Annotated in this window: 25 protein-coding genes and 1 pseudogene; 20 read left to right on the plus strand and 6 right to left on the minus strand. The window is 63.8% G+C overall.

From position 1 onward, the window contains the following. Nucleotides 1–55 precede the first annotated feature (55 nt). The 10 genes and pseudogenes from FPZ08_RS22890 to upp form a co-directional block, all read left to right on the plus strand. Nucleotides 56–418: pseudogene (locus FPZ08_RS22890) on the plus strand (ABC transporter permease subunit); the annotation flags it as partial. 103 nt (nt 419–521) lie between these two features. After that, nucleotides 522–1100 carry an ABC transporter permease gene (locus tag FPZ08_RS22895; RefSeq protein WP_342780150.1) on the plus strand — a complete coding sequence of 193 codons (579 nt, stop codon included), beginning with the start codon at nt 522–524 and terminating at the stop codon, nt 1098–1100. A gap of 1 nt (nt 1101) precedes the next feature. After that, the gene (locus tag FPZ08_RS20845) at nt 1102–2067 is read left to right on the plus strand and encodes an ABC transporter permease (protein ID WP_146292505.1); all 966 of its coding nucleotides are present in this window, start codon (nt 1102–1104) and stop codon (nt 2065–2067) included. A gap of 27 nt (nt 2068–2094) precedes the next feature. Beyond that, a complete protein-coding gene (locus FPZ08_RS20850) occupies nt 2095–2505 on the plus strand; it encodes a cytidine deaminase (RefSeq protein WP_146292507.1) in 411 nt (136 codons plus the stop codon). After that, a complete protein-coding gene (locus FPZ08_RS20855; protein WP_146292509.1) occupies nt 2502–3296 on the plus strand; it encodes a purine-nucleoside phosphorylase in 795 nt (264 codons plus the stop codon). Before FPZ08_RS20850 ends, FPZ08_RS20855 begins: the two co-directional genes overlap by 4 nt. Next, nucleotides 3293–4282: a deoxyribose-phosphate aldolase gene (gene deoC, locus FPZ08_RS20860; RefSeq protein ID WP_146292511.1), complete on the plus strand. Its 990-nt coding sequence runs from the start codon at nt 3293–3295 to the stop codon at nt 4280–4282. Before FPZ08_RS20855 ends, deoC begins: the two co-directional genes overlap by 4 nt. Nucleotides 4283–4404: 122 nt before the next feature. Further along, entirely contained in the window at nt 4405–6795 is a 2391-nt protein-coding gene (locus tag FPZ08_RS20865; RefSeq protein ID WP_146292513.1) for an aldehyde dehydrogenase family protein, read from the plus strand. 84 nt (nt 6796–6879) lie between these two features. Beyond that, complete coding sequence (gene deoA / locus FPZ08_RS20870; RefSeq protein ID WP_146292515.1) at nt 6880–8202, plus strand: thymidine phosphorylase; 1323 nt, start codon at nt 6880–6882, stop codon at nt 8200–8202. Nucleotides 8203–8206: 4 nt separating this feature from the next. Next, the gene (locus tag FPZ08_RS20875; RefSeq protein WP_146292516.1) at nt 8207–9424 is read left to right on the plus strand and encodes a phosphopentomutase; all 1218 of its coding nucleotides are present in this window, start codon (nt 8207–8209) and stop codon (nt 9422–9424) included. A gap of 20 nt (nt 9425–9444) precedes the next feature. Beyond that, complete coding sequence (gene upp, locus FPZ08_RS20880; RefSeq protein ID WP_146292518.1) at nt 9445–10086, plus strand: uracil phosphoribosyltransferase; 642 nt, start codon at nt 9445–9447, stop codon at nt 10084–10086. A 217-nt stretch (nt 10087–10303) separates the two neighbouring features. Here upp and FPZ08_RS20885 read toward each other — a convergent pair whose 3' ends face one another. The 4 genes from FPZ08_RS20885 to FPZ08_RS20900 all read right to left on the minus strand — a co-directional run bounded on the left by FPZ08_RS20885 (nt 10304) and on the right by FPZ08_RS20900 (nt 12749). After that, on the minus strand, nt 10304–10921 hold the full coding sequence (locus FPZ08_RS20885) for an HAD family hydrolase (protein ID WP_186767115.1): 618 nt from the start codon (nt 10919–10921) through the stop codon (nt 10304–10306). Nucleotides 10922–10993: 72 nt separating this feature from the next. After that, nucleotides 10994–11578: a TadE/TadG family type IV pilus assembly protein gene (locus tag FPZ08_RS20890; protein ID WP_186767116.1), complete on the minus strand. Its 585-nt coding sequence runs from the start codon at nt 11576–11578 to the stop codon at nt 10994–10996. Next, complete coding sequence (locus FPZ08_RS20895; protein ID WP_146292524.1) at nt 11575–12156, minus strand: TadE/TadG family type IV pilus assembly protein; 582 nt, start codon at nt 12154–12156, stop codon at nt 11575–11577. Before FPZ08_RS20895 ends, FPZ08_RS20890 begins: the two co-directional genes overlap by 4 nt. A 137-nt stretch (nt 12157–12293) precedes the next feature. Further along, nucleotides 12294–12749, minus strand: coding sequence for a pilus assembly protein N-terminal domain-containing protein (locus FPZ08_RS20900; RefSeq protein ID WP_186767117.1), 456 nt, complete (start codon nt 12747–12749; stop codon nt 12294–12296). Between the two features lie 390 nt (nt 12750–13139). Here FPZ08_RS20900 and FPZ08_RS20905 point away from each other — a divergent pair, with 390 nt between their 5' ends. The 8 genes from FPZ08_RS20905 to FPZ08_RS20940 all read left to right on the plus strand — a co-directional run bounded on the left by FPZ08_RS20905 (nt 13140) and on the right by FPZ08_RS20940 (nt 21333). Further along, nucleotides 13140–13334 carry a Flp family type IVb pilin gene (locus tag FPZ08_RS20905; RefSeq protein ID WP_146292528.1) on the plus strand — a complete coding sequence of 65 codons (195 nt, stop codon included), beginning with the start codon at nt 13140–13142 and terminating at the stop codon, nt 13332–13334. 126 nt (nt 13335–13460) lie between these two features. Then, nucleotides 13461–13961, plus strand: a complete 501-nt coding sequence (locus tag FPZ08_RS20910) for an A24 family peptidase (protein WP_146292530.1) — start codon at nt 13461–13463, stop codon at nt 13959–13961. A gap of 201 nt (nt 13962–14162) precedes the next feature. Continuing rightward, nucleotides 14163–15089 carry a Flp pilus assembly protein CpaB gene (gene cpaB / locus FPZ08_RS20915; protein WP_146292532.1) on the plus strand — a complete coding sequence of 309 codons (927 nt, stop codon included), beginning with the start codon at nt 14163–14165 and terminating at the stop codon, nt 15087–15089. A 13-nt stretch (nt 15090–15102) separates the two neighbouring features. Next, nucleotides 15103–16521: a type II and III secretion system protein family protein gene (locus FPZ08_RS20920; RefSeq protein ID WP_186767118.1), complete on the plus strand. Its 1419-nt coding sequence runs from the start codon at nt 15103–15105 to the stop codon at nt 16519–16521. A gap of 26 nt (nt 16522–16547) precedes the next feature. Further along, nucleotides 16548–17816: a CpaE/TadZ family protein gene (locus tag FPZ08_RS20925; protein ID WP_146292536.1), complete on the plus strand. Its 1269-nt coding sequence runs from the start codon at nt 16548–16550 to the stop codon at nt 17814–17816. Between the two features lie 13 nt (nt 17817–17829). Further along, nucleotides 17830–19329: a TadA family conjugal transfer-associated ATPase gene (locus FPZ08_RS20930; protein ID WP_246132745.1), complete on the plus strand. Its 1500-nt coding sequence runs from the start codon at nt 17830–17832 to the stop codon at nt 19327–19329. Beyond that, nucleotides 19329–20303, plus strand: a complete 975-nt coding sequence (locus tag FPZ08_RS20935; protein ID WP_146292537.1) for a type II secretion system F family protein — start codon at nt 19329–19331, stop codon at nt 20301–20303. Before FPZ08_RS20930 ends, FPZ08_RS20935 begins: the two co-directional genes overlap by 1 nt. 16 nt (nt 20304–20319) lie before the next feature. Beyond that, nucleotides 20320–21333 (plus strand): type II secretion system F family protein, encoded by a 1014-nt coding sequence (locus FPZ08_RS20940; RefSeq protein WP_146292540.1) that lies wholly within the window; start codon nt 20320–20322, stop codon nt 21331–21333. A gap of 13 nt (nt 21334–21346) precedes the next feature. On the opposite strand, the gene FPZ08_RS20945 is transcribed toward FPZ08_RS20940, so the two are convergent. Beyond that, entirely contained in the window at nt 21347–21574 is a 228-nt protein-coding gene (locus FPZ08_RS20945; protein ID WP_146292542.1) for a hypothetical protein, read from the minus strand. A gap of 9 nt (nt 21575–21583) precedes the next feature. Next, a complete protein-coding gene (locus FPZ08_RS20950; RefSeq protein WP_146292544.1) occupies nt 21584–22354 on the minus strand; it encodes a tetratricopeptide repeat protein in 771 nt (256 codons plus the stop codon). 135 nt (nt 22355–22489) lie between these two features. Here FPZ08_RS20950 and FPZ08_RS20955 point away from each other — a divergent pair, with 135 nt between their 5' ends. Next, nucleotides 22490–23827: a leucyl aminopeptidase family protein gene (locus FPZ08_RS20955; protein ID WP_146292546.1), complete on the plus strand. Its 1338-nt coding sequence runs from the start codon at nt 22490–22492 to the stop codon at nt 23825–23827. 54 nt (nt 23828–23881) lie between these two features. Beyond that, a complete protein-coding gene (locus tag FPZ08_RS20960; RefSeq protein WP_146292548.1) occupies nt 23882–24805 on the plus strand; it encodes a bifunctional helix-turn-helix transcriptional regulator/GNAT family N-acetyltransferase in 924 nt (307 codons plus the stop codon). Nucleotides 24806–25044: the final 239 nt, after the last annotated feature.

Consider the following 25044-nt stretch of genomic DNA (forward strand, 5'->3'; position numbering starts at 1 on the left):
CGACGTCGCCCTGCTGCCCGCGCTCAACCTGCTGCTGGCCTTCCTCGTTTCCGGCATGGTCGTGCTGCTGGTCGGTGAAAATCCGCTCCACGCCATCCAGGTCATCATCTATGGCGCCTTCGGCTATGGCGATGGCTTCGGCTACACGCTCTACTACGCCACCAATTTCGTCTTCACCGGCCTCGCCGTCGCGGTCGCGGCCCATGCGGGCCTGTTCAATATCGGCGGCGACGGCCAGGCCTATGTCGCCGGGCTCGGCGCCATCGTCGTGGCGCTGGCGCTCGACCAGACCCACTGGCTCCTCGCCATGCCGGCCGCGGTGATTGCCGCCGCCGCCGTGGGGGGCTTGTGGGGCTTCATACCCGGCTGGTTGCAGGCCAAGCGCGGCAGCCACGTCGTTATCACCACCATCATGTTCAACTTCATCGCCGCGGCTTTGATGGTCTACATGGTCAATCGCGTGCTCAAGCCCGCCACGACCATGGCCCCCCGAATCCGCGACCATCGCTGTAGCCGGCCGCGTGCCGCAACTGCGCCAGTTCATCTCCTTCTTCGGCTATTCGCCGGTCAACCTGTCCATCGTCATCGCCATCTTGGCATTGATCGGGGTCTATATCCTCGTCTGGCACACCAAGTTCGGCTATGCCATGCGCGTGCTCGGCGCCAATCCCACCGCCTCGCGCTATGCCGGCATTTCCAATTCGAAAATGATCATGATCACCATGACCATTTCAGGCGCCCTCGCGGGCATGGTGGCGATCAACGAAGTCATGGGTGTGCAGAACCGCCTCGTGCTCGATTATGTCGCCGGCGCAGGCTTCGTCGGCATCGCCGTGGCGCTGATGGGCCGCAACCATCCCATCGGCATCGCTTTGGCCGCCTTGCTGTTCGGCGCGCTCTATCAGGGCGGGCAGGAGCTGCAATTCGTCATTCCGGGCATTACCCGCGAAATGATCGTGGTCATCCAGGCCCTGGTGATCCTGTTCACCGGCGCCATGGAAGGGCTGTTCCGGCCCTCGCTCGAACGGGCTTTCATGCTGTTCACGCCGGAGCAGAAGGCCGAGGCCATCGCGGTCTCCACCACCGGGTCGGAGAGCTGACATGGATTTCGCCATCATCCTCTCCGTCCTCGACGCCACCATCCGCCTCTCGACGCCGCTCCTGCTGGCGTGTCTCGCCGGCATGTATTCCGAACGAGCCGGCGTCTTCGATATCGGCCTCGAAGGCAAGATGCTGGCGGCCGCTTTTGCCGCTGGCGCCGTCGCCGCTGTTACCGGCTCGGCCTGGATGGGCCTCCTGGCCGGCATGATCGTCTCGCTGGGCACCACCCTGCTGCAGGGCGTCGCCGCCATTTCGCTCAAGGGCAACCAGCTCATTGCCGGCGTCGCCATCAACATGCTCGCCGCCGGCATGACCACTTTCCTCGGCCAGACCTGGTTCCACCAGGGCGGCCGCACCCCCGCTCTGGGCGAGGGCGGTCGCTTCGAGCCGATCACCCTGCCTTTCGCCAATGAACTGGCGGGCGTGCCCATTGTCGGCCCGATCTATTCCGACCTGATTTCGGGCCATTATATCCTGGTCTACATCGCCTTCATCATGGTGGCGGTCACCTGGTATGTGCTGTTCCGCACCCGCTTCGGCCTGCGCCTGCGCGCCGTGGGCGAAAACCCCAAGGCGGTGGATACGGCAGGCATTTCGGTGGTCAAGCTGCGCTACCAGGCCATCATCATCACCGGCCTGCTCTGCGGCCTGGCCGGCGCCTATTTCTCCATCGCGCAAGGGTCCGGCTTCGGCAACAACATGACGGCCGGCAAGGGCTATATCGCGCTCGCTGCGCTGATCTTCGCCAAGTGGAAGCCGGTTCCGGCCATGTTCACCTGCCTGCTGTTCGGCTTCCTCGATGCACTGCAGATCCGCCTGCAGAGTGCGCAACTGTTCGGCATCGAAGTGCCGGTTCAGGCCATCCAGGCTTTGCCCTATGTGCTGACCGTGGTGCTGCTCGCCGGCTTCATCGGCAAGGCCGTCGGCCCCAAGGCCGGTGGCATACCCTATACCAAGGAGCGCTAGCGGAAACCGCTGGCGCGCGAGGATCGTATGACCAGGACTCCGACCGACCAGGCCTTGTTCAAGGCCGCCGAAGCCGTTCGCGCCAAGGCCTATGCGCCCTATTCGCGCTTTTCCGTGGGTGCGGCCATCCTGGCCGATGACGGCAAGATTTATGCCGGCTGCAATATCGAAAATGCCGCCTATCCGGTGGGCAACTGCGCCGAAGCCTCGGCCATCGCGGCCATGATCGCGGGCGGCGGCAAGCGCATCACCCGCATCTATGTCACCGGCCCCGGCAAGGCCCCGGTCACCCCCTGCGGCGCCTGCCGCCAGCGCATTCGCGAATTCGCCGATCTCAGCGTGCAGGTGGTCAGCCACGGCGTCGATGGCGACCCGCTCCTCTGCACCCTCGAACAATTGCTGCCGCACAGTTTTGGCCCGGAGTACCTGCCGAAATGAGCAAAGCCGCCAAAACCATCCAGAAAATCGCGGGCAAGGAGCCCATAGCCGCCGCTATCGTGCTCGGCTCGGGCCTCTCGGCCATCGGCGACCTGCTCGCCGACAAGGTGACGATTCCCTATTCCGAGCTCAAGGGCTTTCCCGGCGGCGGCGTTTCCGGCCACGGCCGCGACCTGCTGATAGGCACGCTCGGCGGCAAGCGCGTCGCCGTCCTTACCGGCCGCGAGCATTATTACGAACACGGCAATGCCGCCGCCATGCGCCCGGCGCTCGAAGCCATGGCCGCGCTCGGCGCGCAGACGCTCCTGCTGACCAATTCGGCCGGCTCGGTCGATGAGCGCTTCCGCCCCGGCGACCTGATGCTCATTGCCGATCACATCAACTATGCCGGCATGAATCCGCTGATCGGTGAACCCACCGACCGCCGCTTTGTGAACATGGTCGATTGCTATGCTCCCGACCTGCGCGCCAAGGCGCAGGGCCTGGCCGAGCGCATGGATATCCGGCTCGGGGAGGGGATCTACCTCTGGTATTCCGGCCCCAGCTTCGAAACCGTCGCCGAAATCCAGATGGCCATTCGCCTGGGCGCCAATGCGGTCGGCATGTCCACGGCACCAGAAGTCATTCTCGGGCGTTTCCTGGGCATGAAGGTCTGGGCCTGCTCGTCCATCACCAATATGGGCGCCGGACTTTCGACCGAAAACATCAGCCATGAGCATACCAAGACCATGGCAGTGCAAGGCGCGGACAAGCTCAAGCAGCTCATTCCCGCGCTGGTGGAGGAACTATGAGCCTGCGTGTCGTAGACAACACCCCTTCCGAGGCGACCCACAAGCGCAATCCCGGTTTCCCGCTCGATCTCGACTGGGTCGAGCGCATCCGCATGAACCGTTCGGCGCTGGAGCGCCGCGCTGGCACCATCGGCGCCCGCCGCACGGTGAAAAAGGACTATCAACTCGCCTGGCTGCTCAAGGCGATCACCATGATCGACCTGACCACGCTCAATTCCGACGATACCGATGGCCGGGTCGAGCGTCTCTGCGCCAAGGCCCGCCATCCCCTGCGGCAGGACATTCTCGATAAGCTCGATGTCGGCAGCCTGCGCATCCTGCCCGGCGCCGTCTGCGTCTACCACAACTTCGTCAAGACCGCGGTGACGGCGCTGGAAGGCACCGGCATTCCCGTCGCCGCCGTCTCCACCGCCTTCCCGCATGGCCTCGCCCCGGTCGAAACCAAGCTCCGCGAAATCGAGCTGTCGGTGGCCGATGGCGCCAGGGAAATCGACATCGTCATCGAACGCGGCATGGTTTTGCGCGGCGACTGGCAGGCGCTCTACGATCAGGTCAAAGCCTTCCGCAAGGCCTGCGGCGACGCCCATATCAAGACCATCCTGGGCACCGGCGAGCTCGCCACCCAGACCAATATCGCCAAGGCGAGCCTGGTCTGCATGCTGGCCGGCGCCGATTTCATCAAGACGTCCACCGGCAAGGAAAAGGTCAACGCCAACCTCGTCACCTCGCTGACCATGATCCGCATGATCCGCTGGTTCGCCGAAGAGACCGGCATCGAGATCGGCTACAAGCCTGCCGGCGGCATTGCCACGGCCGGCGATGCGCTCAAATACATGGCGCTGATGAAGGAAGAACTGGGCACCCACTGGCTCCAGCCCCACCTCTTTCGCTTCGGCGCCAGCTCATTGCTGACCGATATCGAGCGCCAACTGGAACACGGCCTCACCGGCCACTATGCGGCCGATTATCGCCAGCCGATGGTTTAGGGCATATCGCCCTCGTGGTTCGACAAGCTCACCATGAGGGCTCCCGAGGCACCGAACCCGTTCGGACCTCATGGTGAGCTTGTCGAACCACGAGGTCCGCTGCACGGACCCGGAGGAACCGAATGAACAAGATCGCGCAAATCTTCCAATCGCTCGACTACGGCCCGGCCCCCGAAGGCCCCGACCAGGCCAATGCCTGGCTCGACAGCCATGACCGCAAGTTCGGCCATTTCATCGACGGCAAATGGACCAAGCCCGGCAAGACCTTCGCCAGCGACAATCCCGCCACCAGCCAGAAGCTCGCCGACATCACCGATGGCACGGCCGAGGACGTCGACAAGGCCGTCAAGGCCGCTCGCGCCGCCTTCAAATCGTGGTCGGCCCTTTCAGGCTATGAGCGCGGCAAATATCTCTACGCCATCGCCCGCGCCATCCAGAAGCATTCCCGGCTCTTCGCCGTGCTCGAAACCATGGACAATGGCAAGCCGATCCGCGAAAGCCGCGACGTCGATATCCCGCTCGTCGCCCGTCATTTCTACCATCATGCCGGCTGGGCCCAGCACCTCGCCCGTACCTTCACCGATCACGTCCCCTATGGCGTCTGCGGCCAGATCATCCCGTGGAACTTTCCGCTGCTGATGCTGGCTTGGAAGATCGCCCCGGCCCTTGCCGCCGGCAACACGGTCGTGCTCAAGCCCGCCGAATTCACCTCGCTGACCGCTCTGCTCTTCGCCGAGATTTGCGAACGCGCCGGTCTGCCCAAGGGCGTGGTCAACATCGTCACCGGCGAAGGTGACACCGGCGCCGCCATCGTCAATCATCCCGATATCGACAAGATCGCCTTTACCGGCTCCACCGAGGTCGGCAAGATCATCCGCCAGGCCACGGCTGGCTCCGGCAAGGGCTTGTCGCTCGAACTGGGCGGCAAGAGCCCCTACATCGTCTTCGAGGATGCCGATATCGACAGCGCCATCGAAGGCCTGGTCGACGCCATCTGGTTCAATCAGGGCCAGGTCTGCTGTGCCGGCTCGCGCCTGCTGGTGCAGGAAAGCATCGAAACCCGCTTCATCGCCAAGCTCAAGAAGCGCATGTCCACCCTCCGCGTCGGCGACCCGCTCGACAAGTCCGTCGATATCGGCGCGCTGGTCGCCCCGGTGCAGGTCGAGCGCATCAAGGACCTGATGAAGCGCGGCACCAAGGAAGGCGCCGTGATCTATGAGCCCGATGGCGAGCTGCCCGGCGGCACCTGCTTCCTCAAGCCCGTCCTCGTCACCAATGTCTCGCCTGCTAACACTTTGGTAGCCGAGGAAATCTTCGGGCCCGTGCTGGTCGCCATGAGCTTCCGCACGCCCGAGGAAGCCGTGGCCCTGGCCAACAACACCAAATACGGCCTCGCCGCCACCATCTGGAGCGAGAACATCAATCTTGCCCTCGACATTGCGCCCAAGATCAAGGCCGGCGTCGTCTGGATCAACGGCACCAACAATTTCGACGCCGCCGTCGGCTTCGGCGGCTACAAGGAGAGCGGCTTCGGCCGCGAAGGTGGCCGCGAAGGCATGGCCTCCTACCTCAAGCCATCATGGGAAAAGGCACTCAAGGCGGCCCCGGTTGCCAAGAGTAGCCCTCATGGTGAGCCTGTCGAACCACGAGGGCGTGGCACGAATCCCCTCGATACCGCCCATCTCGACCAGACCGCCAAGATGTATATCGGCGGCAAGCAGGCCCGTCCCGACAGCGGCTATTCCCGCCCGGTGCTCGATCCATCCGGCAAGCTGATCGGCGAAGCCGGCGACGGCAACCGCAAGGATATCCGCAACGCCGTCGAGGCCGCCCGCGCCGCGCTCAGCTGGTCCACATCAGCCGCCCACACCCGCGCGCAAATCCTCTATTTCCTCGCCGAAAACCTCGACTATCGCCGCGACGAATTCGCCGCCCGCCTCAAGGCCCAGACCGGCCAGGACGGCGCCGAGGAGGTCGCCCTATCCGTCGAACGCCTCTTCGCCTTCGCCGGCTGGGCCGACAAATACGATGGCGCCATCCACAATCCACCTCAGCGCATGGTGGCTGCCGCCATGGTCGAACCAATCGGCGTCATGGGCATCGTCGCCCCAGCCAGCCGCCCGCTGCTGGGCTCCATCGCGCTCCTCGCCCCGGCCCTTGCCATGGGCAACACCGTGGTGCTGGTCCCTTCGGCCACGTCACCCCTCAGCATCACCGACCTCTACCAGGTCCTCGAAACCTCCGATGTCCCCTCCGGCGTCGTCAACATCGTCACCGGCGACAGCACCACTCTCGCCAAGACCCTGGCCGAACATGACGGCGTCGATGCGCTCTGGTTCGCCGGCTCCGCCGAAGCCTCCGCCATGGTCGAAAAGGCCTCCGCCGGCAACGTCAAGCAGACCTGGACCACCCGCGGCCTGAACTACGATCTGGCCGACCGCCGCTTCGAAGGCGACTACTTCCTCGCCCGGGCCACCCAGGTCAAGAACGTCTGGATCCCATACGGGGCATAGGACGGCATGGTGCCACAAACGCGATCTGTTCCTCCCCCTATCAGGGGAGGTTAGGAGGGGGTATCCCCTAGAAACGAACCACCCATGGTCTTCCTCCCCCAAGAAGTCATCCTCAAAAAGCGCAATGGCGACATCCTCGCCCCCGCCGAAATCGCTGACTTCATAGCCGGCTTCGCCGCCGGCACCGTCTCCCACGCGCAAGCCGCCGCCTTCGCCATGGCGATCTATTTCCAGGACATGACCATGCCCGAGCGCGTCGCGCTCACTTTGGCCATGCGCGACAGCGGCACCGTGCTCGATTGGTCTGATCTCGACGGCCCCGTGGCCGACAAGCATTCCACCGGCGGCGTCGGCGACAATGTCTCCCTCATGCTCGCGCCCATCCTGGCCGCAACAGGTATCTACGTGCCGATGATATCAGGCCGCGGCCTGGGCCATACCGGCGGCACGCTCGACAAGTTCGATTCCATCCCCGGCTATACCACCAGCCCCGACAATACCCTGTTCCGCAAGGTCGTGCGCGAGGCCGGCTGCGCCATTATCGGCCAGACCGCCGATCTCGCCCCCGCCGACAAGACGCTCTACGCCATCCGCGACGTCACCGGCACAGTCGAATCCATCGCCCTCATCACCGCCTCCATCCTCAGCAAAAAGCTCGCCGCCGGCCTGGGCGCGCTGGTGCTCGACGTCAAGACCGGCTCCGGCGCTTTCATGCCCACGCTGGAAAAGTCCCGCGCACTGGCCCAGAGCCTGGTCGAAGTCGCCAATGGCGCCGGCCTCAAGACATCAGCCATCATAACCGACATGAACGAGCCGCTGGCATCAGCCGCCGGCAACGGGCTCGAAGTCCGCAACGCCGTCGATTTCCTCACCGGCACTCATCAGGATGCCCGCCTGCGCGCGGTCACCCTCGCCCTCTGTGCCGAAGCCGCGCGCATGGCCGGCACGGCCGCCACATCCGATGCGGCCCTCGCCCTCGTCACCGATGCCCTCGACAGCGGCCGCGCCGCCGAGCATTTCGCCCGCATGGTGACCGCCCTCGGCGGCCCCGCCGATTTCATCGCCAATATGGATCGCCACCTCGCCCCGGCCCCCATCGTCCGCGACATCTTCGCCGAAGGGCAGGGCGCCATTGTCGATATCGATACGCGCGGCGTCGGCATGGCCGTGGTCGCCCTGGGCGGCGGCCGCACCATGCCCACTGATAGCATCGACCACCGCGTGGGCTTCGACCGCCTCGCTGCCCTCGGCGCCCCCGCTGATGACAACACCCCCATCGCCCGCATCCACGCCGCCGACGAAGCCAGTGCCGCCGACGCCGAGGCCCGCCTCAAATCCGCCTATCGCCTCGGCGACACCCCGCCGCGCCATACCCTTATCGCCGCGCATATCCCGCCCACGGAGTAACGCCATGCCTCGCGCCATTCTCTGCATTCTCGACAGTGTCGGCATTGGCGGCGCGCCCGACGCCGATAAATACGGCGATACCGGCTCCAACACCTTCGGCCACATCGCCGAATGGGCCGCATCAGGCAAGGCCGACAAACCCGACCTGCGCTCCGGCCCACTCAACGTGCCCAATATGGATGCTTTAGGCATCGGCGCCGCCATCCAGCTCTCCACTGGCACCCTGCCGCCCAATCTTTCCGCTACGCCCAAAGGCGGCCGTTTCGGCGTCGGCCGCGAAGTCAGCAATGGCAAGGACACGCCATCAGGCCATTGGGAAATCGCCGGCGTCCCCGTGCCCTTCGATTGGGGCTATTTCCCCCAGACCGAACCCACTTTCCCGCCCGACCTGATCGAGGAATTCATCGCCCGCGCCAAGCTCCCCGGCATTCTCGGCGACAAGCACGCCTCGGGCACCACTATCATTGCTGAACTGGGCGAGGAGAGCATCCGCACTGGCAAGCCCATCTGCTACACCTCCATCGACTCAGTGTTCCAGATCGCCGCCCATGAGGCCCATTTCGGCCTCGATCGCCTCTACGAAATCTGCCAGATCGCCTTCGAACTGACCGCACCCCTGATGATCGGCCGCGTCATCGCCCGTCCCTTCATCGGCGAGGACTCCGCCAGCTTCAAGCGCACCGGCAATCGCCGCGATTTCGCCATTGCCCCGCCCGAGCCGACCTTGCTCGATCGCAACCAGCAGGCCGGCAATCAGGTCTATGCCATCGGCAAGATTTCCGACATCTATGCCGGCCACGGTGTCACCCACAAGATGAAGGGCACTGGCCTGCCGCAACTCTTCGACAAGACGCTGGACGCCATGGAAATGGCCGATGACAACGCCTTCATCATGACTAATTTCGTCGATTTCGACAGCGAATATGGTCATCGCCGCGATGTTCCCGGCTATGCCGCGGCGCTCGAATATTTCGACTCCCGCCTGCCCGAACTGATCAGCAAGCTCCGTCCCGACGACCTGCTGGTCCTGTCAGCCGATCACGGCAACGATCCGACCTGGCAGGGCACCGACCATACCCGCGAACAGGTGCCGATCCTGGTCTTTTCCCCAAGCCTGTCGCAAGGCGAGATTGGCATTCGCACCACCTTCGCCGATATTGGCGAAAGCATTGCCCGCTGGCTCGGCCTCGCGCCCGGCCGTCACGGCAAATCCTTCCTCTAGGCGATGGTTGAGGTGATCCAATGAGCAAAAGCGCTGGTCCTGTAACGGTCCTCGATCATCCCCTGATCCAGCACAAGCTGACCATCATGCGGAACAAGGAAACCTCCATTGCCGGTTTCCGCCGCCTGCTGCGCGAGATCGCCCATCTCATGTGCTACGAGGTGACGCGCGATCTCGAGCTGGAATCGATCCCGATCGAGACGCCGATGGCGGCCATGGATTCCCCCGCCATCAAGGGCAAGAAGCTGGTCTTCGCCTCCATCCTGCGCGCCGGCAATGGTCTGCTCGATGGCATGCTCGATCTGGTCCCCGCCGCCCGCGTCGCCCATATCGGCCTCTATCGCGATCACGAAACGCTGGAGCCGGTCGAATACTACTTCAAGGCGCCTGCCGATCTCGAAAACCGGCTGATCATCGTGGTCGATCCCATGCTGGCCACCGGCAATTCGGCCACCGCCGCCATTGAAAAGCTCAAGGAGCGCGGCGCCAACAATATCCGCTTCCTCTGCCTGCTGGCCGCCCCCGAAGGCATCAAGAACTTCACCGAAAGCCAGCCCGACGTCCCGATCTTCACCGCCGCCATCGACAGCCATCTCAACGAAAAAGGCTACATCGTACCGGGGCTCGGAGATGCCGGCGACCGCATGTACGGCACGAAGTAGTGTCCTCGCGCGCGTAGCGCTCCGGACGGGGCGCGCGACGCGCGGAGTCCTCGCTGCGCTCGTCCGGCATCCACAGAACCATCGGTTCCTGCCACCCTCCCCCTTGTGGGGAGGGAAGCGAGATAGGACTTAGCTTCAGCTAAGTCCGTGATCGAGCAGGAAGGGGGTATGCTTCCACGGATCACGATGATCAATGTTCCGCAGTAGGGGTTGCGTACTACCCCTTCAGCGGCAGCCCAAGCGCAATCAGCTCTTTCCGCAGCATCACCGGGTCTTTGAAGTGCACCCCATGCATGCCGTATTTCCGCGCCGCCACGATATTGGGCTCGCTGTCGTCGATGAACACGCAATTGTCCGGCGCCAGGCTGTAGCGCTCGCAGAATACGCGATAGAGCCGCGGATCGGGCTTTACCAACCCTTCGAGCCCCGACACGATCACGCCGTCGAACTTTTCCAGGAACGGCCATTCGCCCAGGCAGCTCACCCACTTCTCCCAGGAGAAGTTGGTAATGGCGAAGGTGGGAATGTCCTGCTCGATCAGCTCGTTATGGATGTCGATCGTGCCCTGGATGAAATCGCCCAGCGTTTCCTTCCAGCGCATGTCGAAAGCCTGGATTTCCCGCCAGTATCTGGGGAAGCGCGTGATCAGCTTGGCCACGCCCTCGGCATAGATTTCGCCGGCGTCGAATTCGAGATTCCAGTCGCCGGTGCAGATGTTCTGGTGGAACCACAATGCGTCCTCTTCGCTCTCGAAGAGCTTGCGGAACAGGTACATCGGGTTCCAGTCGACGAACACGCCGCCAAGGTCGAACACGGGAACAAGCGTATCGTTCATGAGCATACCGCCGGGACAGGGAAGAAGATGTCCGGCTTGTGGCATGCACCCGCTGGCGGCGCAAGCGGGGCTCTAGTTCACCGTGATATTGCCGCCGAAACGCGGCATCAGGAAGTTCTCGCGATAGAGGTTGATCGGCTGGTTGAAGATGAAGCCGAACAGCGGCATATGCGCATAGCTGCCCTCGGACACGATCACATAAGTGGTCTTGGAATTGTCCTGGGCGATCTCTCTCATCGGCGCCGGCAGGGAAAAGGCAGAGCCCGCTTCATGCGCGCCCGGCCCCATAATGCCGTTCTCATATTGCCAGGACCAGACAACGCTGCTCGTGCCGTTGCTGAGCACCTGCACCTGGGTAACCGTCTGCAGCAGGTCGCCGGCGGGGTAGGGCGTCATGATCCCTTCCGCCGCCTGGAAATAGTCCTCCAGCGTCGCCGTGCTGATCGTGGTGTCGGAGCGGGCAACCAGGTCGCCCAGCGCGCCCGCGACCGATTGCACCTTGCGGTCGGTGGTAATGGCCACGCTGGCCTCCACCGAGCCGATATAGACCAGCAGCATGATCGGCAGGATCAGTGCGAACTCGACCGCCGCCGTGGCCTCTTCGACCAGCGCCAACCGCCGCAGATGGGCCAGCAGCCCTTGCCACGCCCGTCTCATGTGAATGGCTCGTTGCGGAACACGGTGGCGGCGCCCATCAGGTGTTTGCCGCCGCTCAGATTGTTCAGTCCCAACCCGCTGACCGGCAGGATCAGCGGCCATTGGTAATACACCTGCACGGCCACGATGTTGGACCCGCTGCCTGGCGCATAGACTTCCGGCCGCGTCCAGTCATTGCAACTGGCCTCGCCGGTGTCGCATGCCATGTTGACCGGCGGGCTGATGCTCACCGCGTTGAAGCTGTTGATCACCTGCACTTCGACATGCAGGCCCGAACAATCCCTGAACAGGCCGTAGAGTCGGTCACAGACGCTCTGCTTGAATTGCTCCGGCGTAAGACCGGCCTGCTGCGTCTGGCCGGTACGGATCATCCGGCCGGCATCCTGCACGGCGCTGTCGAGAATCTGTCCCGACAGGAACACCATGGATGTTTCGATGATCGCGCCAAGGATCGAGAAGAAGGGCACGGCGAGCAGCCCGAATTCCACCACCGTCACGCCGTTTTCGTCGCGCATGAAGTCGCGCCGCCGCCGCGGCGGCAGGCGCCTTCCGATCCGCGATGCAAGGCGTTCCGTCATGTTCCGAGCCCGGTTGCGCGATGCGGCAAACCTAGCCCTGCATGGATAACCGAAGGTTAGGAGGAGCCCGTAGCCGCCCCGTAACTCTGGTCACGGTTAATAGAGCGTTTCCGGCAAGGTGGCTACGGCTTTGCGGCTCAGTTGGCGAGCTGCTGGACCAGCTGGGACGAGGCGATCGCCTCCGAGGAAAAGTTCGTGTCGTCGCCCATCATTACCACCGACTGGCAGATCGGGGCACAGGCCAGGCTCGTGCGCGCCTGTCCCTGATAGACCGTCACCACGCCTGCCTGCATCTGCACCACTTCGATCAGTGTATCGGCGATCGGGTTGCCGGCATTGTCGAGCACGATCAGGTTGGTTTGGCCAAAGCTCTTGCCGGTCAGGATCAGCGTCTGTGGGTCCTGGATGGTCACGTCGGCTATGCCAGGATTGCCGATGATCACGGTGGCGGCCGCGGCATTGATGCGCAGGATGCGCGCCATGTTGACATTGACGTTGATCGGCGCCCCGTCGGTTGCCATGGCCGGTGCCGGCGCCAGGCTTGCTGCAAGCGACAGGCTGAGTGCGAAGGCGGCGGCGAACATGGGGCGCATGGTGCGGTTCCGGCATACTGGTACTCGATACCGGCATTTTCGACGCGAATGGTTTATTTTTGGCAAACGCACTTTAACAGTGCCCATGACAGTCGATACAAGTTGGTTTTGCCCGCTCTTCAGTAAAACTCTTTACAGTGCGGATTTTGTGCCAATGGCCATAATACCTGGGGGTTTTTGCGTAATATATACGGCCAAGAATGCGGTCCGTAAAATGCGACGCATTACGTTAACACTCTGATTAATATAGGAAATCTGCGGCCAATTCACGGAAGGATGCGTATGTCGATTAACGCAATTTCAAGGACTCCGGCCTAGCGTCCGCCCTGTTCGATGTGTGACGTGTCGAACGATGACGTCTCTAGATGACGTAGAAAATGGAGCCTGGGAATGAACATCTTCGCACGTTTCGCCAAGGACGAGTCCGGCGCAACCGCAATTGAATACGGCCTCATCGCCGCCCTGATTTCTGTCGGCATTATTCTTGCCGTTACGACCCTCGGTAACAACCTGCGCGACGTATTCTCGACCGTCGGGAACGCGCTCGACGTGACCCCGCCCGCCGCTGGCGGTGGCACGACCTAAGACCAACAGGTCTTCGAAATATGAGGGAGGAGCGCTTGCGCTCCTCCCTTTTCATTTGGGCTTTCTTAACGGCAGGTTGGCACTCTGGCGCTGCAGGTTTCGCGCCGGTGAAGAGGAAATCGAACCATGAATATCGTTGCGATGCTGCTGTTTCCCGCCGCCATGGCGTTTGCGGCCTCGTCCGATCTGCTGACCATGCGCATTTCCAACAAGCTGGTGCTGTTCCTGGTCGCCAGCTTCTGCGTGCTGGCCCTCGCCATCAATCTGCCCCTGCAGCAATTCGCCATGCATGTCGTCTGCGCGCTCGCGGTCCTGGCGGTCGGCTTCACGCTCTTTGCCCTGCGCTGGATCGGCGGTGGCGATGCCAAGCTGGCGGCGGCCACCACCCTGTGGCTTGGTTTCGGGCTGACCCTGCCATACCTGGTCTACGCCGGCCTGCTCGGCGGTGTGCTGACCCTCATGATCCTGGCTTTGCGCCGCCTGCCGCTGAGCCCGCTACTGGCCCGCTACCATTGGCTCGAACGCCTGCATGACAACAAGTCCGGCGTGCCCTATGGCATCGCCCTGGCTTTGGCCGGCATGCTCACCTACACCAATTCGGCCATCTTCGAGCGCCTCGCCGTCTGATCGCTCCAAGTAATAGGCTCAATCTGCACTAGTAACGGTGCCGTCTTTGCTGTCTGCATGAGCCGTTTCGGCAAAATGTCAAAATTTACATATTGTTAACCGCACCCGAAAAGCTCCGGTTAACCAAACTTTGACCCTTTGCGTTCAAAGTTCCGCCGGTGGAACTGGGCCGATTGCGCCCGCGTACAACCGGAGTGGGTCATGAAGCCGGCGCGTATCATCTTGTTGGTTGTGGCGCTTGTCGCTGGCGGCCTGGCCGCATTTCTCGTCACCCGTGGCGGTGGTGCTCCCGCACCCCAGCAGGCCGTCCAGACCGAAGTGGTCCAGGAAGCCAGGACGCAGATCCTCGTCGCCAAGGCGCCTATCGGTCTTGGCGAGCGCCTCGGCCCGGCAAACCTGGAATGGCAGGATTGGCCCGAAGGCGCCGTTCGCTCCGAATATGTGACCATCTCGGCCATGCCCGATGCGCCTGCCGATCTCAAGGATGCCGTGGCGCGCTTCGAATTCTTCCCCGGCGAGCCGATCCGCGAGGCCAAGCTGGTCCGTGCCGATCAGGGTTATCTCTCGGCTGTCCTCTCCGAAGGCATGCGCGGCGTCTCGGTCAGCGTCTCGGCCGAATCCAGCGCCGGCGGCTTCGTGGTCCCCAATGACCACGTCGATGTGGTGCTGACGCGCCAGACCCCGGCGGGCCAGCAGTCCGAGGTCATCCTGTCCAATGTGCGCGTGCTGGCCATCGGTACCCGACTGGGCGAAATGGGCACCAGCGGCGGCCAGGAAGATCCTAACGCGCCGGCGCCCACGCCCGTCACCTTCGCCAATTCGGCCATTGCCACGCTCGAGCTCGATCCGGCCCAGGCCGAAACGCTGATCAACGCCTCCACGCGTGGCCAACTGGCGCTGACCCTGCGTTCCGTCGTCGATTTCAGCAAGTCCACCGTGGCCGAAACCAATTCCAACCAGACCGTGCGTCTCATCCGTTTCGGCAAGGAACAGTCGATCCTGGCCGGCACCAATCCCACTCTGGTCGGCCAGCAGACGGTCGAAATGAGCCCCGACCTCTACCCACAGACGTCAGGCGATGCGGCCCAGCCCTATGTGTCCATCGAACCCCAGGTGGTGTCCGAATAGGACGGAGATGATCATGAACCAGTTCACCACGCTTCGCCGCCGCACTGCCGGTCTTCTCGCCGCTTCCGCGCTGGCCCTGGGCCTGCTGGCCCTGCCGATGGTTCCCGCCGCCATGGCCGAGGAAACCCACGTCACCATCTCCGCCGCAGCCTACGGCGCCACGCGCAAGTTCGAGGTCGAGATCAACAAGACCGCTCTGGTCGATCTGCCGGCCGGCGCTGCCGAAGTCATCGTCTCCCAGCCGGGCGTGGCCGCCGCCATCATGCGCACCCGCACCCGCGCCCTCATCCAGGGCATTACCGGTGGCGACACCAATATCTTCTTCCTCGATGATCAGGGCCGCACCATCGCCGTGCTTGACGTCAAGGTGATCGAAGAACCCTCCCAGGTCGGCAACGCCCTGCAGATGGCGCTGGCCCGTGTCATTCCCGGCTCCAATATCCGCGTGGAATCGGTGACCCTGGGCGGCGACGTCAACCGCATCGTGCTCACAGGCAATGTGCTGTCCGGCGAAGACCGTGAGCGCGCCACCGCTGTCGCCACCCAGTTTGCCGGCGGCGCGGAAAACGTCGCCAACATTCTCGATGTCGCCGGCGCCCAGCAGGTCATGCTGCAGGTCACGGTGTCCGAAGTGAAGCGCGACGTTGCCAAGCAGCTCGGCATCAATCTTGGCGCCGTGTTCAATGTCGGCACCACCAATCTGCTGCAATTCGCCAATGGCCTGCTGACCGATGCCTTCCCGCTCACCGGCATCGATGCGAGCTTCAGTGCCAATGGCAATTCCGTCAGCACGGCCATTCGCGCGCTTGAAGGCCGCGGCGCGCTGCGCGTCCTGGCCCAACCGACGCTGACGGCCATTTCCGGCGAACCCGCCAAGTTCCTCGCTGGCGGCGAAATGCCCTATTACACCTATGAGGACGACGACAACGGCAACCGCACGCGCACCGTCCTGTTCAAGCCCTATGGCGTCCAGCTGAGCTTTACCCCGGTGGTCAAGTCCAATGGGGTCATCGCGCTCAAGGTCGAAACCTCGGTTTCCGAACCGCAGGCGGATTTCTCGATTACCAAGCGCGAGGCCAATACCTCGGTCGAGCTGCCCAGCGGCATGACGCTGGCGATTGGCGGCCTGCTGGAAGAAAAGTCCACCCAGCAGATCGAGCAGTTCCCCTGGCTGGGCGACATCCCGATCCTGGGCGCCCTGTTCCGCTCGCGCGATTACCGCACCGAGCAGACCGAGCTGGTCATTCTGGTCACCCCCTATCTGGTTGGTCCCAGCCCCGCCAATTCCATCCCCGTGCCCACCGATCGCACGGCGGTCGCCAGCGACGCCGAGGCCATTTTCCTGGGCAAGCTGGAAACCATGTATGGCGTCGGCAATAGCGGCGAAATGCGCGGCGGCTTCAGCGGTTCGGTCGGCTTCGTCCTCGACTGAGGCAGGCGTCAAGGAGTTTTGCTTTCATGAGTTTCCTCAGTTCAGAGCCCAAGGTCGAAGAGCCGGCAGCCGATATCGCCTCGGGCGCGCGCCTCATTCCGCGCATCACCATCCAGGCCTTCTGCGAGCATTCCCAGACGGCCCAACTGGTCGAAAGCGCCATCCATGACCGGCGCATGTCCAAGGTGGCGCTCACCACCCACAATGGCGGCATCGACGGCGCGGTCGAAACCTACAAGTCCAACCCCACGCCCAACCTGATCATCGTCGAGACCAATCTCAGCCCCGACGAAATCCCTGGCGCGCTGGAGCGCCTCGCCGAAGTCTGCGATGCCTCGACGCGCGTCGTCGTGCTCGGCCATGTCAACGACGTGCTGCTCTACCGCGAGCTGATCCGCTCGGGCATTTCGGAATATATCGTGCTGCCGGCCACCGCCCAGCAGATCGTCAGCGCTATTACCGATCTCTTCGCCTCGGAAAATGCCGCCCCCATCGGGCGCACGGTGGGCTTTGTCTCGGCCAAGGGCGGCGCCGGCGGCTCCACCGTCGCCCATAACGTCGCCTGGGCCATCGCCACCGCGCTCCGCCAGGATAGCCTGATCCTCGATATGGACCTGGCCTTCGGCACCGCCGGCCTCAATTTCAACCAGGACCCGCCGCACGGTCTTGCCGACGCGCTCTCGGCCAACCAGAAGGTCGACCAGACCATGCTGGATCGCCTGATGAGCAAGGCGGCCAATCACATCAACCTGCTGACCGCCCCGGTCACGCTCGATCGCACCTTCGATTTCGAAGAGCGCGAATTCGAGCAGATTCTCGAACTCTGCCAGAACACCATGCCCATCGTGGTGCTCGATATTCCCCATGCCTGGAATGCCTGGGTTCGCCAGACGCTCGCCACCGTGGATGAAGTGGTGATCGTGGCCGAGCCCGACCTGGCCAATCTGCGCAACGCCAAGAATATCGCCGATACGGTCCGCGCCCTGCGACCCACCGAGAATGCGCCATCCCTGGTGCTCAACAAGGTGGGCATGACGCGCCGGCCCGAGATCAACCCGGCCGAATTCGCTTCTTCGGTGGAATGCCAGCTCATCGGCCAGATCCCGTTCGATGCGGCTCTGTTCGGCACTGCGGCCAATAACGGGCAGATGATTGCCGAGGTCGCCGCCAACAACAAGATCAACGATGTCTACCGCGCCGTCAGCCTGCATGTGACGGGCCGGCAGGCAATCCATGCCGGGGGCCGGTCATCGAACCTGATGAAACTGCCCTCCTTCCTCAAGAAGCGGGCCTGAAGGTAGGACGACCATGTTTGGCAAGCGCACATCTTTTGGCGGCAATACTCCGGGCGTCGGCGAAGTCCCGCGTCCGGTTCCCAGCGCCGCGCCGCAAGCCCAAGCCCCCTCCGCACCCGCGCGCCGATCCGCCGATGCCGACGCCATGGCCGCTCGCATGCGCGGCGGCGGCGACGAAGTGGTCGATGTCCGCGCCCCGGCCGATGCCGCGCGCGACAAGGAATATTTCCACACCAAGTCGGCCATCTTCAGCGCGCTGATCGATTCCATCGATCTCAGCCAGCTCGCCACTATGGATCAGGATGCGGCGCGCGAGGAAATCCGCGACATCGTCGCCGAGATCATCGCGCTCAAATCCATCATCATGTCCATTTCCGAGCAGGAAGACCTGCTCGAGGATATCTGCAACGACGTGCTGGGCTATGGCCCGCTCGAGCCGCTGCTGGCGCGCGACGACATCGCCGATATCATGGTCAACGGTTCCCAGCGTTGCTACATCGAAGTCGCCGGCAAGGTGAAGCTCACCAATGTGCGCTTCCGCGACGACGCCCACCTGATGAATGTCTGCCAGCGCATCGTCAGCCAGGTCGGCCGCCGCGTCGATGAAAGTTCGCCCATCTGCGACGCTCGTCTGCCCGATGGCTCCCGCGTCAACGTCATCGCCCCGCCGCTGGCCATCGACGGCGCCGCGCTCACCATCCGTAAGTTCAAGAAGGACAAGCTGACCCTCCAGCAGCTGGTCAAATACAATTCCATCTCGCCCGAAGGCGCCGAAGTTTTGCGCATCCTTGGCCGCGTCCGCGCCAATGTGCTGATTTCCGGTGGTACCGGCTCGGGCAAGACCACCTTGCTCAATTGCATGACCGCCTTCATCGAAAAGGATGAGCGCGTCATCACCTGCGAGGACTCGGCCGAACTCCAGCTCCAGCAGCCTCATGTGGTGCGTCTCGAAACCCGCCCGCCCAATCTGGAGGGCGAGGGCGAGATCACCATGCGCGATCTCATTAAGAACTGCCTGCGCATGCGGCCCGAACGCATCATCGTCGGCGAAGTCCGTGGCCCCGAGAGTTTCGACCTGCTCCAGGCCATGAATACCGGCCACGATGGCTCGATGGGCACGCTGCACGCCAACAGCCCGCGCGAAGCCCTGTCCCGTCTCGAATCCATGATCACCATGGGCGGCTACAGCCTGCCCAGCCGCACCATTCGCGAGATGATCACCTCGTCAATCGATGTCGTGGTGCAGGCCGCCCGCCTGCGCGATGGTTCGCGCCGCATCACCCACATCACCGAGATCCTGGGCATGGAAGGCGACGTGATCGTGACCCAGGATATTTTCCTCTACGACATCATGGGCGAGGACGGGAACGGCATGCTGATCGGCAAGCATCGCTCCACCGGCATCACCAAGCCGCAATTCGCCGAGCGCGCCCGCTATTTCAACGAGGAAGCCAACCTCGTCGAAGCGCTCGAAAAGTCCAACACCGAACAGCGCCAGCTGCTGGATTCGTGATGAACACCATCCTGCTCGTCATTCTTGCCATGGTCACCGTCGGCGCGGCGGGCTTGGCCCTTGTGCCCTCGGCACTGGGTGGTGGCCGGGCCGAAAAGCGCCGCAAGGCGCTGCAGGGCGACATGCGCGTCAATCGCCTCGAGGCCAATGCCGCGCGCAGCCGCGACGAGCGGCGCAAGAGCGTGCAGCAGGCCCTCAAGTCCCAGACCAACGCGCTCAATGCCAGGAAGCGCGTGGCGCTGCCGCAATTGCTGTTCCAGGCCGGCATGACCATCAAGCCGGCGGCCTTCATCCGCAACAGCATTATTTTCGGCGTGGCCGTGCTGGTCATCCTCATTCTCGTCCAGGTGCCGATCTACCTGGCCCCGGTCTTTGCCGTGGCCGCCGCCTATCTGCTGCCGCGCATCTATGTCGGCCAGAAGCGCAAGAAGTATCAGGACCGGTTCCTCGACGAATTGCCCAATGCCGTCGAAGCCGTGGTGCGCGGCGTCAAGACCGGCCTGCCACTCAACGATTCCATCCGTGTCGTCGCCAAGGACGCCAAGGAGCCGGTGAAGTCCGAATTCGGCCGCGTGCTCGATCAGCAGGCCTTCGGCCTGTCCATGACCGAGGCGGTCACCGTGCTGCTCGATCGCGTACCTTTGCCCGAGGTCAATTTCTTCGTCGTCGTCATCACCGTGCAGCAGCAGGCTGGCGGCAATCTCAGCGAAGCCCTGGGCAATCTCGCCAAGGTGCTGCGCAACCGCAAGAAGATGAAGATGAAGATCAAGGCCATGTCGTCCGAGGCCAAGGCCTCTGCCGGCATTATCGGTTCGCTGCCCTTCGTCGTCGGCACCCTGGTGAGCGTGGTCTCGCCCACCTATCTGGTGCCGCTTTTCACCACGTCGATGGGCCATATCTGGCTGGGCGTCGGCGCGGTCATGCTGGCTTTGGGCATCTTCATCATGAACCGCATGATCCAGTTCGACTACTGACCGGGAGCGCGTCGCCATGAATTTCGTCGAGCTTCTGACCCAGCGGGAATTCCTCATCTCCGTGCTGGCTGCCGTGTCGGCCGCGGCCGTGGTGTTCACCTTCGGCTCCAGCTTCATCGTCAAGTCCGAGATGCGCGACCGCATCAAGCGGGTGGCGCTGGAGCGCGAGAAGATGCGCGCCGAGGAAATGGCCCGCCTGCGCGGCGGTGGCATCGCCGCTTCCGATAGCCGCGGCATCAGGCGCAACGGCGAAACCAAGACCTATATGAAGAACGTCGTGGAGCGCTTCGATCTCAAGAAGGCGTTCCAGGATGATGCCACGGTCGACAAGCTCGCCATGGCCGGCTTCCGCGGGCAGGGGCACCTGACCACCTTCCTCTTCATGCGCTTCGTCACGCCCCTGGTCGTCTTCGCGCTGGGCGCGGTTTATCTGCTGGTGCTGGCCCCCGGCGGCCGCCCGCTCTATCTCAATGTCACCTATGCCGTCGGCGCCGCTTTGCTCGGCGCCTACCTGCCCAATCTGCTGCTCAAGAACACCACCACCAAGCGCCAGGCCTCCATCAAGAGAGCCTGGCCCGATTGCCTCGATCTGATGCTGCTTTGCGTCGAGGCCGGCATGTCGATGGAACACGCCTTCAAGCGCGTCGCCAAGGAAATCGGCGCCCAGAGCGTCGAACTGGCCGAGGAACTGACCCTCACCACCGCCGAACTGTCCTTCCTTGAAGATCGCGGCCGCGCCTATGACAATCTGGGCCGCCGCACCGGCCTCGATGGCGTGAAGTCGGTCATGACCGCCCTCATCCAGGCCGATCGCTACGGCACTTCGGTGGGCCAGGCCCTGCGCGTCATGGCCGAGGAAGGCCGCGAGCAGCGCATGATGGAAGCCGAAAAGAAGGCCGCCTCGCTGCCGCCCAAGCTCACCGTGCCGCTGATCCTGTTCTTCCTGCCGGTGCTGTTCATCGTCATCATGGCCCCGGCCATGATCAAGGTCTTCGGCAGCCCGGTTTCCAGCGCCATGGGCGGCGGCTGAGCGCCATTGGCAGTCAGGCGCGCTTGGAGACTTTCTGGCCCATCCGCTCCATGGCGATGCGCGAGAACAGGTTCCCCTCTTCGGCAACCCGGTTCTTGCTGATCGCGGCGAAGCCGTTGGCGATCTGGGCATTCTTGTCGATGATCGCCTGCGCTTCGGCCCGACGCGCCTTGCGATATTCCATCTGGCTGGTGATGGGAAACTTGTGCATGTTCCAGCGGCTGATTTTCTCTGTCGCCATGGCGCCGGGTCAGCCTTGCTCGATCAGGTCCCAGCGGTTCTGCTGGGTCAGCAGCGCCCGCACATAGGCCATGTTGCTCTCCACCTGCGCCGGCGGCAATTCGGCCGCATAGAGCGCCCGGCATTCCTCGAACCGCCCCTGCAGCCCCACGATCAGCGCCAGGTTCTGGCGGATCTGGCTGGTCGCGCCGCGCATCTGCACCGCCCGGCGCAAATGCTGCTCGGCGGCCGGCAATTCCTTGGTCATGGCGTAGCTGAGGCCCATATTCGCCTCGATCGAGGCCTCGCCCGGCGCAAATACCAGCGCCTGCGCATACAGCGCCCGCGCCTCCTGGTTGCGGCCGACCTGGTCGAGCGTCGCGCCCTTGACCAGCAGCGCATTCCAGTCCGGCGCTTCGGGGCGGATCACATTGTCGAGCACCTGCAGCGACTGGTCGAACCGGCCATCTGATGTCAGCGCCTTGGCATAGGCCACGGAGATATCGACGTCGCCGGGGTATTGGGCCATGCTGATTTCCAGCACCGACACGGCCTGCTGGCTCTGCCCCACCGCGCGCAGGGCCGCCGCATAATGGATGGCGACACCCTTGTCCTTGGGATTGGATTTGTAGCGTGCCGTCAGCTCGCCCAGGCTTTGCTGGCTCTGGCCCGCCGCCATGCCGGAGTAGTCCGGCGAGGGCATGCTGCCCCGGTTCGACGCGCAGGCGCTGATCGCCACCGCGGCCACCCCGGCCAGCAGCAACACGCGCAACGGTCTCACAAGGCGGTTCAGCGACAGCATGCCCCTGCAATAAATCATTAACCCTAACAGCCGGTTAAAGCGAAGCGGCTGCGAGGTGCACAGGGTAGCTTCCAGCCCCGCGTTGCCGCGACTCTCCGGCCCCGCTACAACAGCAGCAACACCCCGGAGTCCACCATGCCCAAAGCCCCCGTCCTGCCCCTCATCTGCGTCGAAGAGGGTGGGCTCGCCGCCGCCAATCTGTCCGCGACCCACGCAGCCTGGGCCCAGGCCAACGGCTTTTCCGGCCAGCGCGGGCGCCTGCTGGCGCTGCCGGGGCAGGGTGGGGCGGTCGATGCCTTTCTCTTCGGCACGGGCGAAGCCGACACCCGGCCGGCTCTGGTCACAGGCCTTGCCGGCGCTGCCCTCGCGTCAGGCGCCTATCGCCTCGAAGGCGCCCTGGCCGATCCTGATCTCGCCGCCCTCGGCTTCCGTCTCGGCGCCTATCGCTTCGATCGCTACCGCCAGGGCAAGCCCGCGCCCACCCTTGCCGATCCCGGCCCAGCCGAAGTCACGCACCTGGTCGAAGCCGCTACCCTGGCGCGCGACCTCATCAATACCCCGGCCAATGACCTCGGCCCCGACGCCTTCGAGGCCGCAATCCGCGCCTTCGCCAAATCCCGCAAGATGGACATCAAGGTCACCGCAGGCGATGCCCTGCTCAAGGCCAATTTCCCGATGATCCACGTCGTCGGTCGCGCCAGTCCCGAGGCGCCGCGCCTCGTCGACCTCACCTGGGGCAAGGCCGGCGATCCCAAGGTGACGCTGGTCGGCAAGGGCGTCACCTTCGATACCGGCGGCCTCGACATCAAATCCGCTTCCGGCATGCTGATCATGAAGAAGGATATGGGTGGCGCCGCCAACGTGCTCGGCCTCGCCCATGCCATCGTCTCGGCAAAACTGCGCGTCCGCCTGCGCGTACTGATCCCCATCGTCGAAAACGCCATTGCCGGCGCCTCCTTCCGCCCCGGCGACGTGCTCAAATCCCGCAAGGGCCTCACCGTCGAAATCGGCAATACCGATGCCGAAGGCCGCCTCATCCTCGCCGACGCGCTGGCCCTCGCCGATGAGGAAAAGCCCGAACTCCTCCTCGACATGGCCACGCTGACCGGTGCCGCCCGCGTCGCCCTCGGCCCCGATCTGCCGCCGCTCTACAGCACCGACGATACCCTCGCTCGCGCCCTCATGGCATCAGGCACCACCAGCGACGATCCCCTGTGGCACATGCCCCTCTGGTCGCCCTACGATTCGATGATGAGTTCCAAGATTGCCGATGTGAACAACGCTGCCACCGGCGGTTTTGCCGGCTCGGTCACCGCCGCCCTGTTCCTGCGCCGCTTCGTCGCCAATGCCGGTGCCTGGGTCCATCTCGATATCTATGGCTGGGCCCCCGAAGCCCGCCCCGGCCGCAGCCAGGGCGGCACCGACCAGGGCATCCGCGCCGTCTATGGTGTGCTGAAACAGCGATATAGTTGACTATGACAACGATTTGGTTGACTATATCAGCAGTCACCTCCCGGAGTCGGGCCCATGTCCGTCAATCCCGCCGATATTGCGCAGGTCCGCGCCTTCAATCGCTTCTACACTAAAATCATCGGCCTGCTCGAAGAGGGCATGCATAAAAGCGCCTTCGGCCTCGCCGAGGCCCGGGTGATCTACGAGCTGGGCAAGCGCGGCCGTGCCACCTCGGCGGCCATTGCGGGCAGTCTCGACATGGATCGCGGCCAGATGAGCCGCCTCATTCTGCGGCTGGTCGATCAGGGCGTTGTCGCCGTGCTGCCGCGCGGCGCCGACAAGCGCTCCACGCCCCTGGCCCTGACCCCGGAAGGCGATGCGGTCTATCGCCGCTTCAACGAGATGAGCGATGCCGCCGTCGTCAGCGGCCTGCTCGAGCCACTGGATGAATTCGGTCGGCGCGACCTCGTCAGCGCCATGCGCCGCATCGAGGCACTGCTGGCCGAGCCCGGCGATACCCCGCTCGTCCTGCGCCCCCATCGCGTCGGCGATATCGGCTGGCTCATCCATCGCCAGGGCCTGCTCTACCATCTCGAACAGGGCTGGAATGGCGAGTTCGAGACGCTCATCACCCGCATCTATGCCGAATACGAAGCCGCCCCCGCCACGCCACCCAAATCCCTTTTCATCGCCGAGCAGGATGGCGAGATCGCTGGTTCGGTCTTCATCATCCCGGCTGAAGAAGCCGGCACCGCCCAGCTCCGCATGCTCTATACCGAACCCGCCTTTCGCGGCCGTGGCATCGGCAAGCGCCTCGTCGAGGAAGCCGTCCGCTTCTCCCGCGCCTCGGGCTACCAGCGCGTCATTCTCTGGACCCAGGATTGCCTGGTCTCGGCCCGCCGCATCTATCAGGCCGCCGGTTTCCAATTGATCCGCGAGGAAAAGCACCACTCCTTCGGCGTGGACCTCAACGGGCAATATTGGGCGCTGGAACTGTAGTCCGGTAGGCCGCCGGATGTATGGCTCGACCCCCTTGAGGTGGGTGACCCTGGACGCATGTAGCCGGCCTACCCCTCTCCCCCCGCGGGAGAGGGTGGAAATCCGCGTTCAGCGGATTTCCGGGTGAGGGGGCTGCGCCCTCCCATGCTTCAATGCTCGTGGAACCAACCCCCTCATCCGCCCTTCGGGCACCTTCTCCCACGAGGGGAGAAGGCAAAACGCCCAAACACTCCCCTGTG

This window comes from Devosia ginsengisoli (assembly GCF_007859655.1).
Lineage (GTDB): Bacteria > Pseudomonadota > Alphaproteobacteria > Rhizobiales > Devosiaceae > Devosia > Devosia ginsengisoli.

Coding starts and splice junctions, on each gene's coding strand:
- FPZ08_RS20845 (WP_146292505.1), top strand. CDS start 1,102: ATGGATTTCGCCATCATCCTCTCCGTCCTCGACGCCACCATCCGCCTC.
- FPZ08_RS20850 (WP_146292507.1), top strand. CDS start 2,095: ATGACCAGGACTCCGACCGACCAGGCCTTGTTCAAGGCCGCCGAAGCC.
- FPZ08_RS20855 (WP_146292509.1), top strand. CDS start 2,502: ATGAGCAAAGCCGCCAAAACCATCCAGAAAATCGCGGGCAAGGAGCCC.
- deoC (WP_146292511.1), top strand. CDS start 3,293: ATGAGCCTGCGTGTCGTAGACAACACCCCTTCCGAGGCGACCCACAAG.
- FPZ08_RS20865 (WP_146292513.1), top strand. CDS start 4,405: ATGAACAAGATCGCGCAAATCTTCCAATCGCTCGACTACGGCCCGGCC.
- deoA (WP_146292515.1), top strand. CDS start 6,880: ATGGTCTTCCTCCCCCAAGAAGTCATCCTCAAAAAGCGCAATGGCGAC.
- FPZ08_RS20875 (WP_146292516.1), top strand. CDS start 8,207: ATGCCTCGCGCCATTCTCTGCATTCTCGACAGTGTCGGCATTGGCGGC.
- upp (WP_146292518.1), top strand. CDS start 9,445: ATGAGCAAAAGCGCTGGTCCTGTAACGGTCCTCGATCATCCCCTGATC.
- FPZ08_RS20885 (WP_186767115.1), bottom strand. CDS start 10,921: ATGAACGATACGCTTGTTCCCGTGTTCGACCTTGGCGGCGTGTTCGTC.
- FPZ08_RS20890 (WP_186767116.1), bottom strand. CDS start 11,578: ATGAGACGGGCGTGGCAAGGGCTGCTGGCCCATCTGCGGCGGTTGGCG.
- FPZ08_RS20895 (WP_146292524.1), bottom strand. CDS start 12,156: ATGACGGAACGCCTTGCATCGCGGATCGGAAGGCGCCTGCCGCCGCGG.
- FPZ08_RS20900 (WP_186767117.1), bottom strand. CDS start 12,749: ATGCGCCCCATGTTCGCCGCCGCCTTCGCACTCAGCCTGTCGCTTGCA.
- FPZ08_RS20905 (WP_146292528.1), top strand. CDS start 13,140: ATGAACATCTTCGCACGTTTCGCCAAGGACGAGTCCGGCGCAACCGCA.
- FPZ08_RS20910 (WP_146292530.1), top strand. CDS start 13,461: ATGAATATCGTTGCGATGCTGCTGTTTCCCGCCGCCATGGCGTTTGCG.
- cpaB (WP_146292532.1), top strand. CDS start 14,163: ATGAAGCCGGCGCGTATCATCTTGTTGGTTGTGGCGCTTGTCGCTGGC.
- FPZ08_RS20920 (WP_186767118.1), top strand. CDS start 15,103: ATGAACCAGTTCACCACGCTTCGCCGCCGCACTGCCGGTCTTCTCGCC.
- FPZ08_RS20925 (WP_146292536.1), top strand. CDS start 16,548: ATGAGTTTCCTCAGTTCAGAGCCCAAGGTCGAAGAGCCGGCAGCCGAT.
- FPZ08_RS20930 (WP_246132745.1), top strand. CDS start 17,830: ATGTTTGGCAAGCGCACATCTTTTGGCGGCAATACTCCGGGCGTCGGC.
- FPZ08_RS20935 (WP_146292537.1), top strand. CDS start 19,329: ATGAACACCATCCTGCTCGTCATTCTTGCCATGGTCACCGTCGGCGCG.
- FPZ08_RS20940 (WP_146292540.1), top strand. CDS start 20,320: ATGAATTTCGTCGAGCTTCTGACCCAGCGGGAATTCCTCATCTCCGTG.
- FPZ08_RS20945 (WP_146292542.1), bottom strand. CDS start 21,574: ATGGCGACAGAGAAAATCAGCCGCTGGAACATGCACAAGTTTCCCATC.
- FPZ08_RS20950 (WP_146292544.1), bottom strand. CDS start 22,354: ATGCTGTCGCTGAACCGCCTTGTGAGACCGTTGCGCGTGTTGCTGCTG.
- FPZ08_RS20955 (WP_146292546.1), top strand. CDS start 22,490: ATGCCCAAAGCCCCCGTCCTGCCCCTCATCTGCGTCGAAGAGGGTGGG.
- FPZ08_RS20960 (WP_146292548.1), top strand. CDS start 23,882: ATGTCCGTCAATCCCGCCGATATTGCGCAGGTCCGCGCCTTCAATCGC.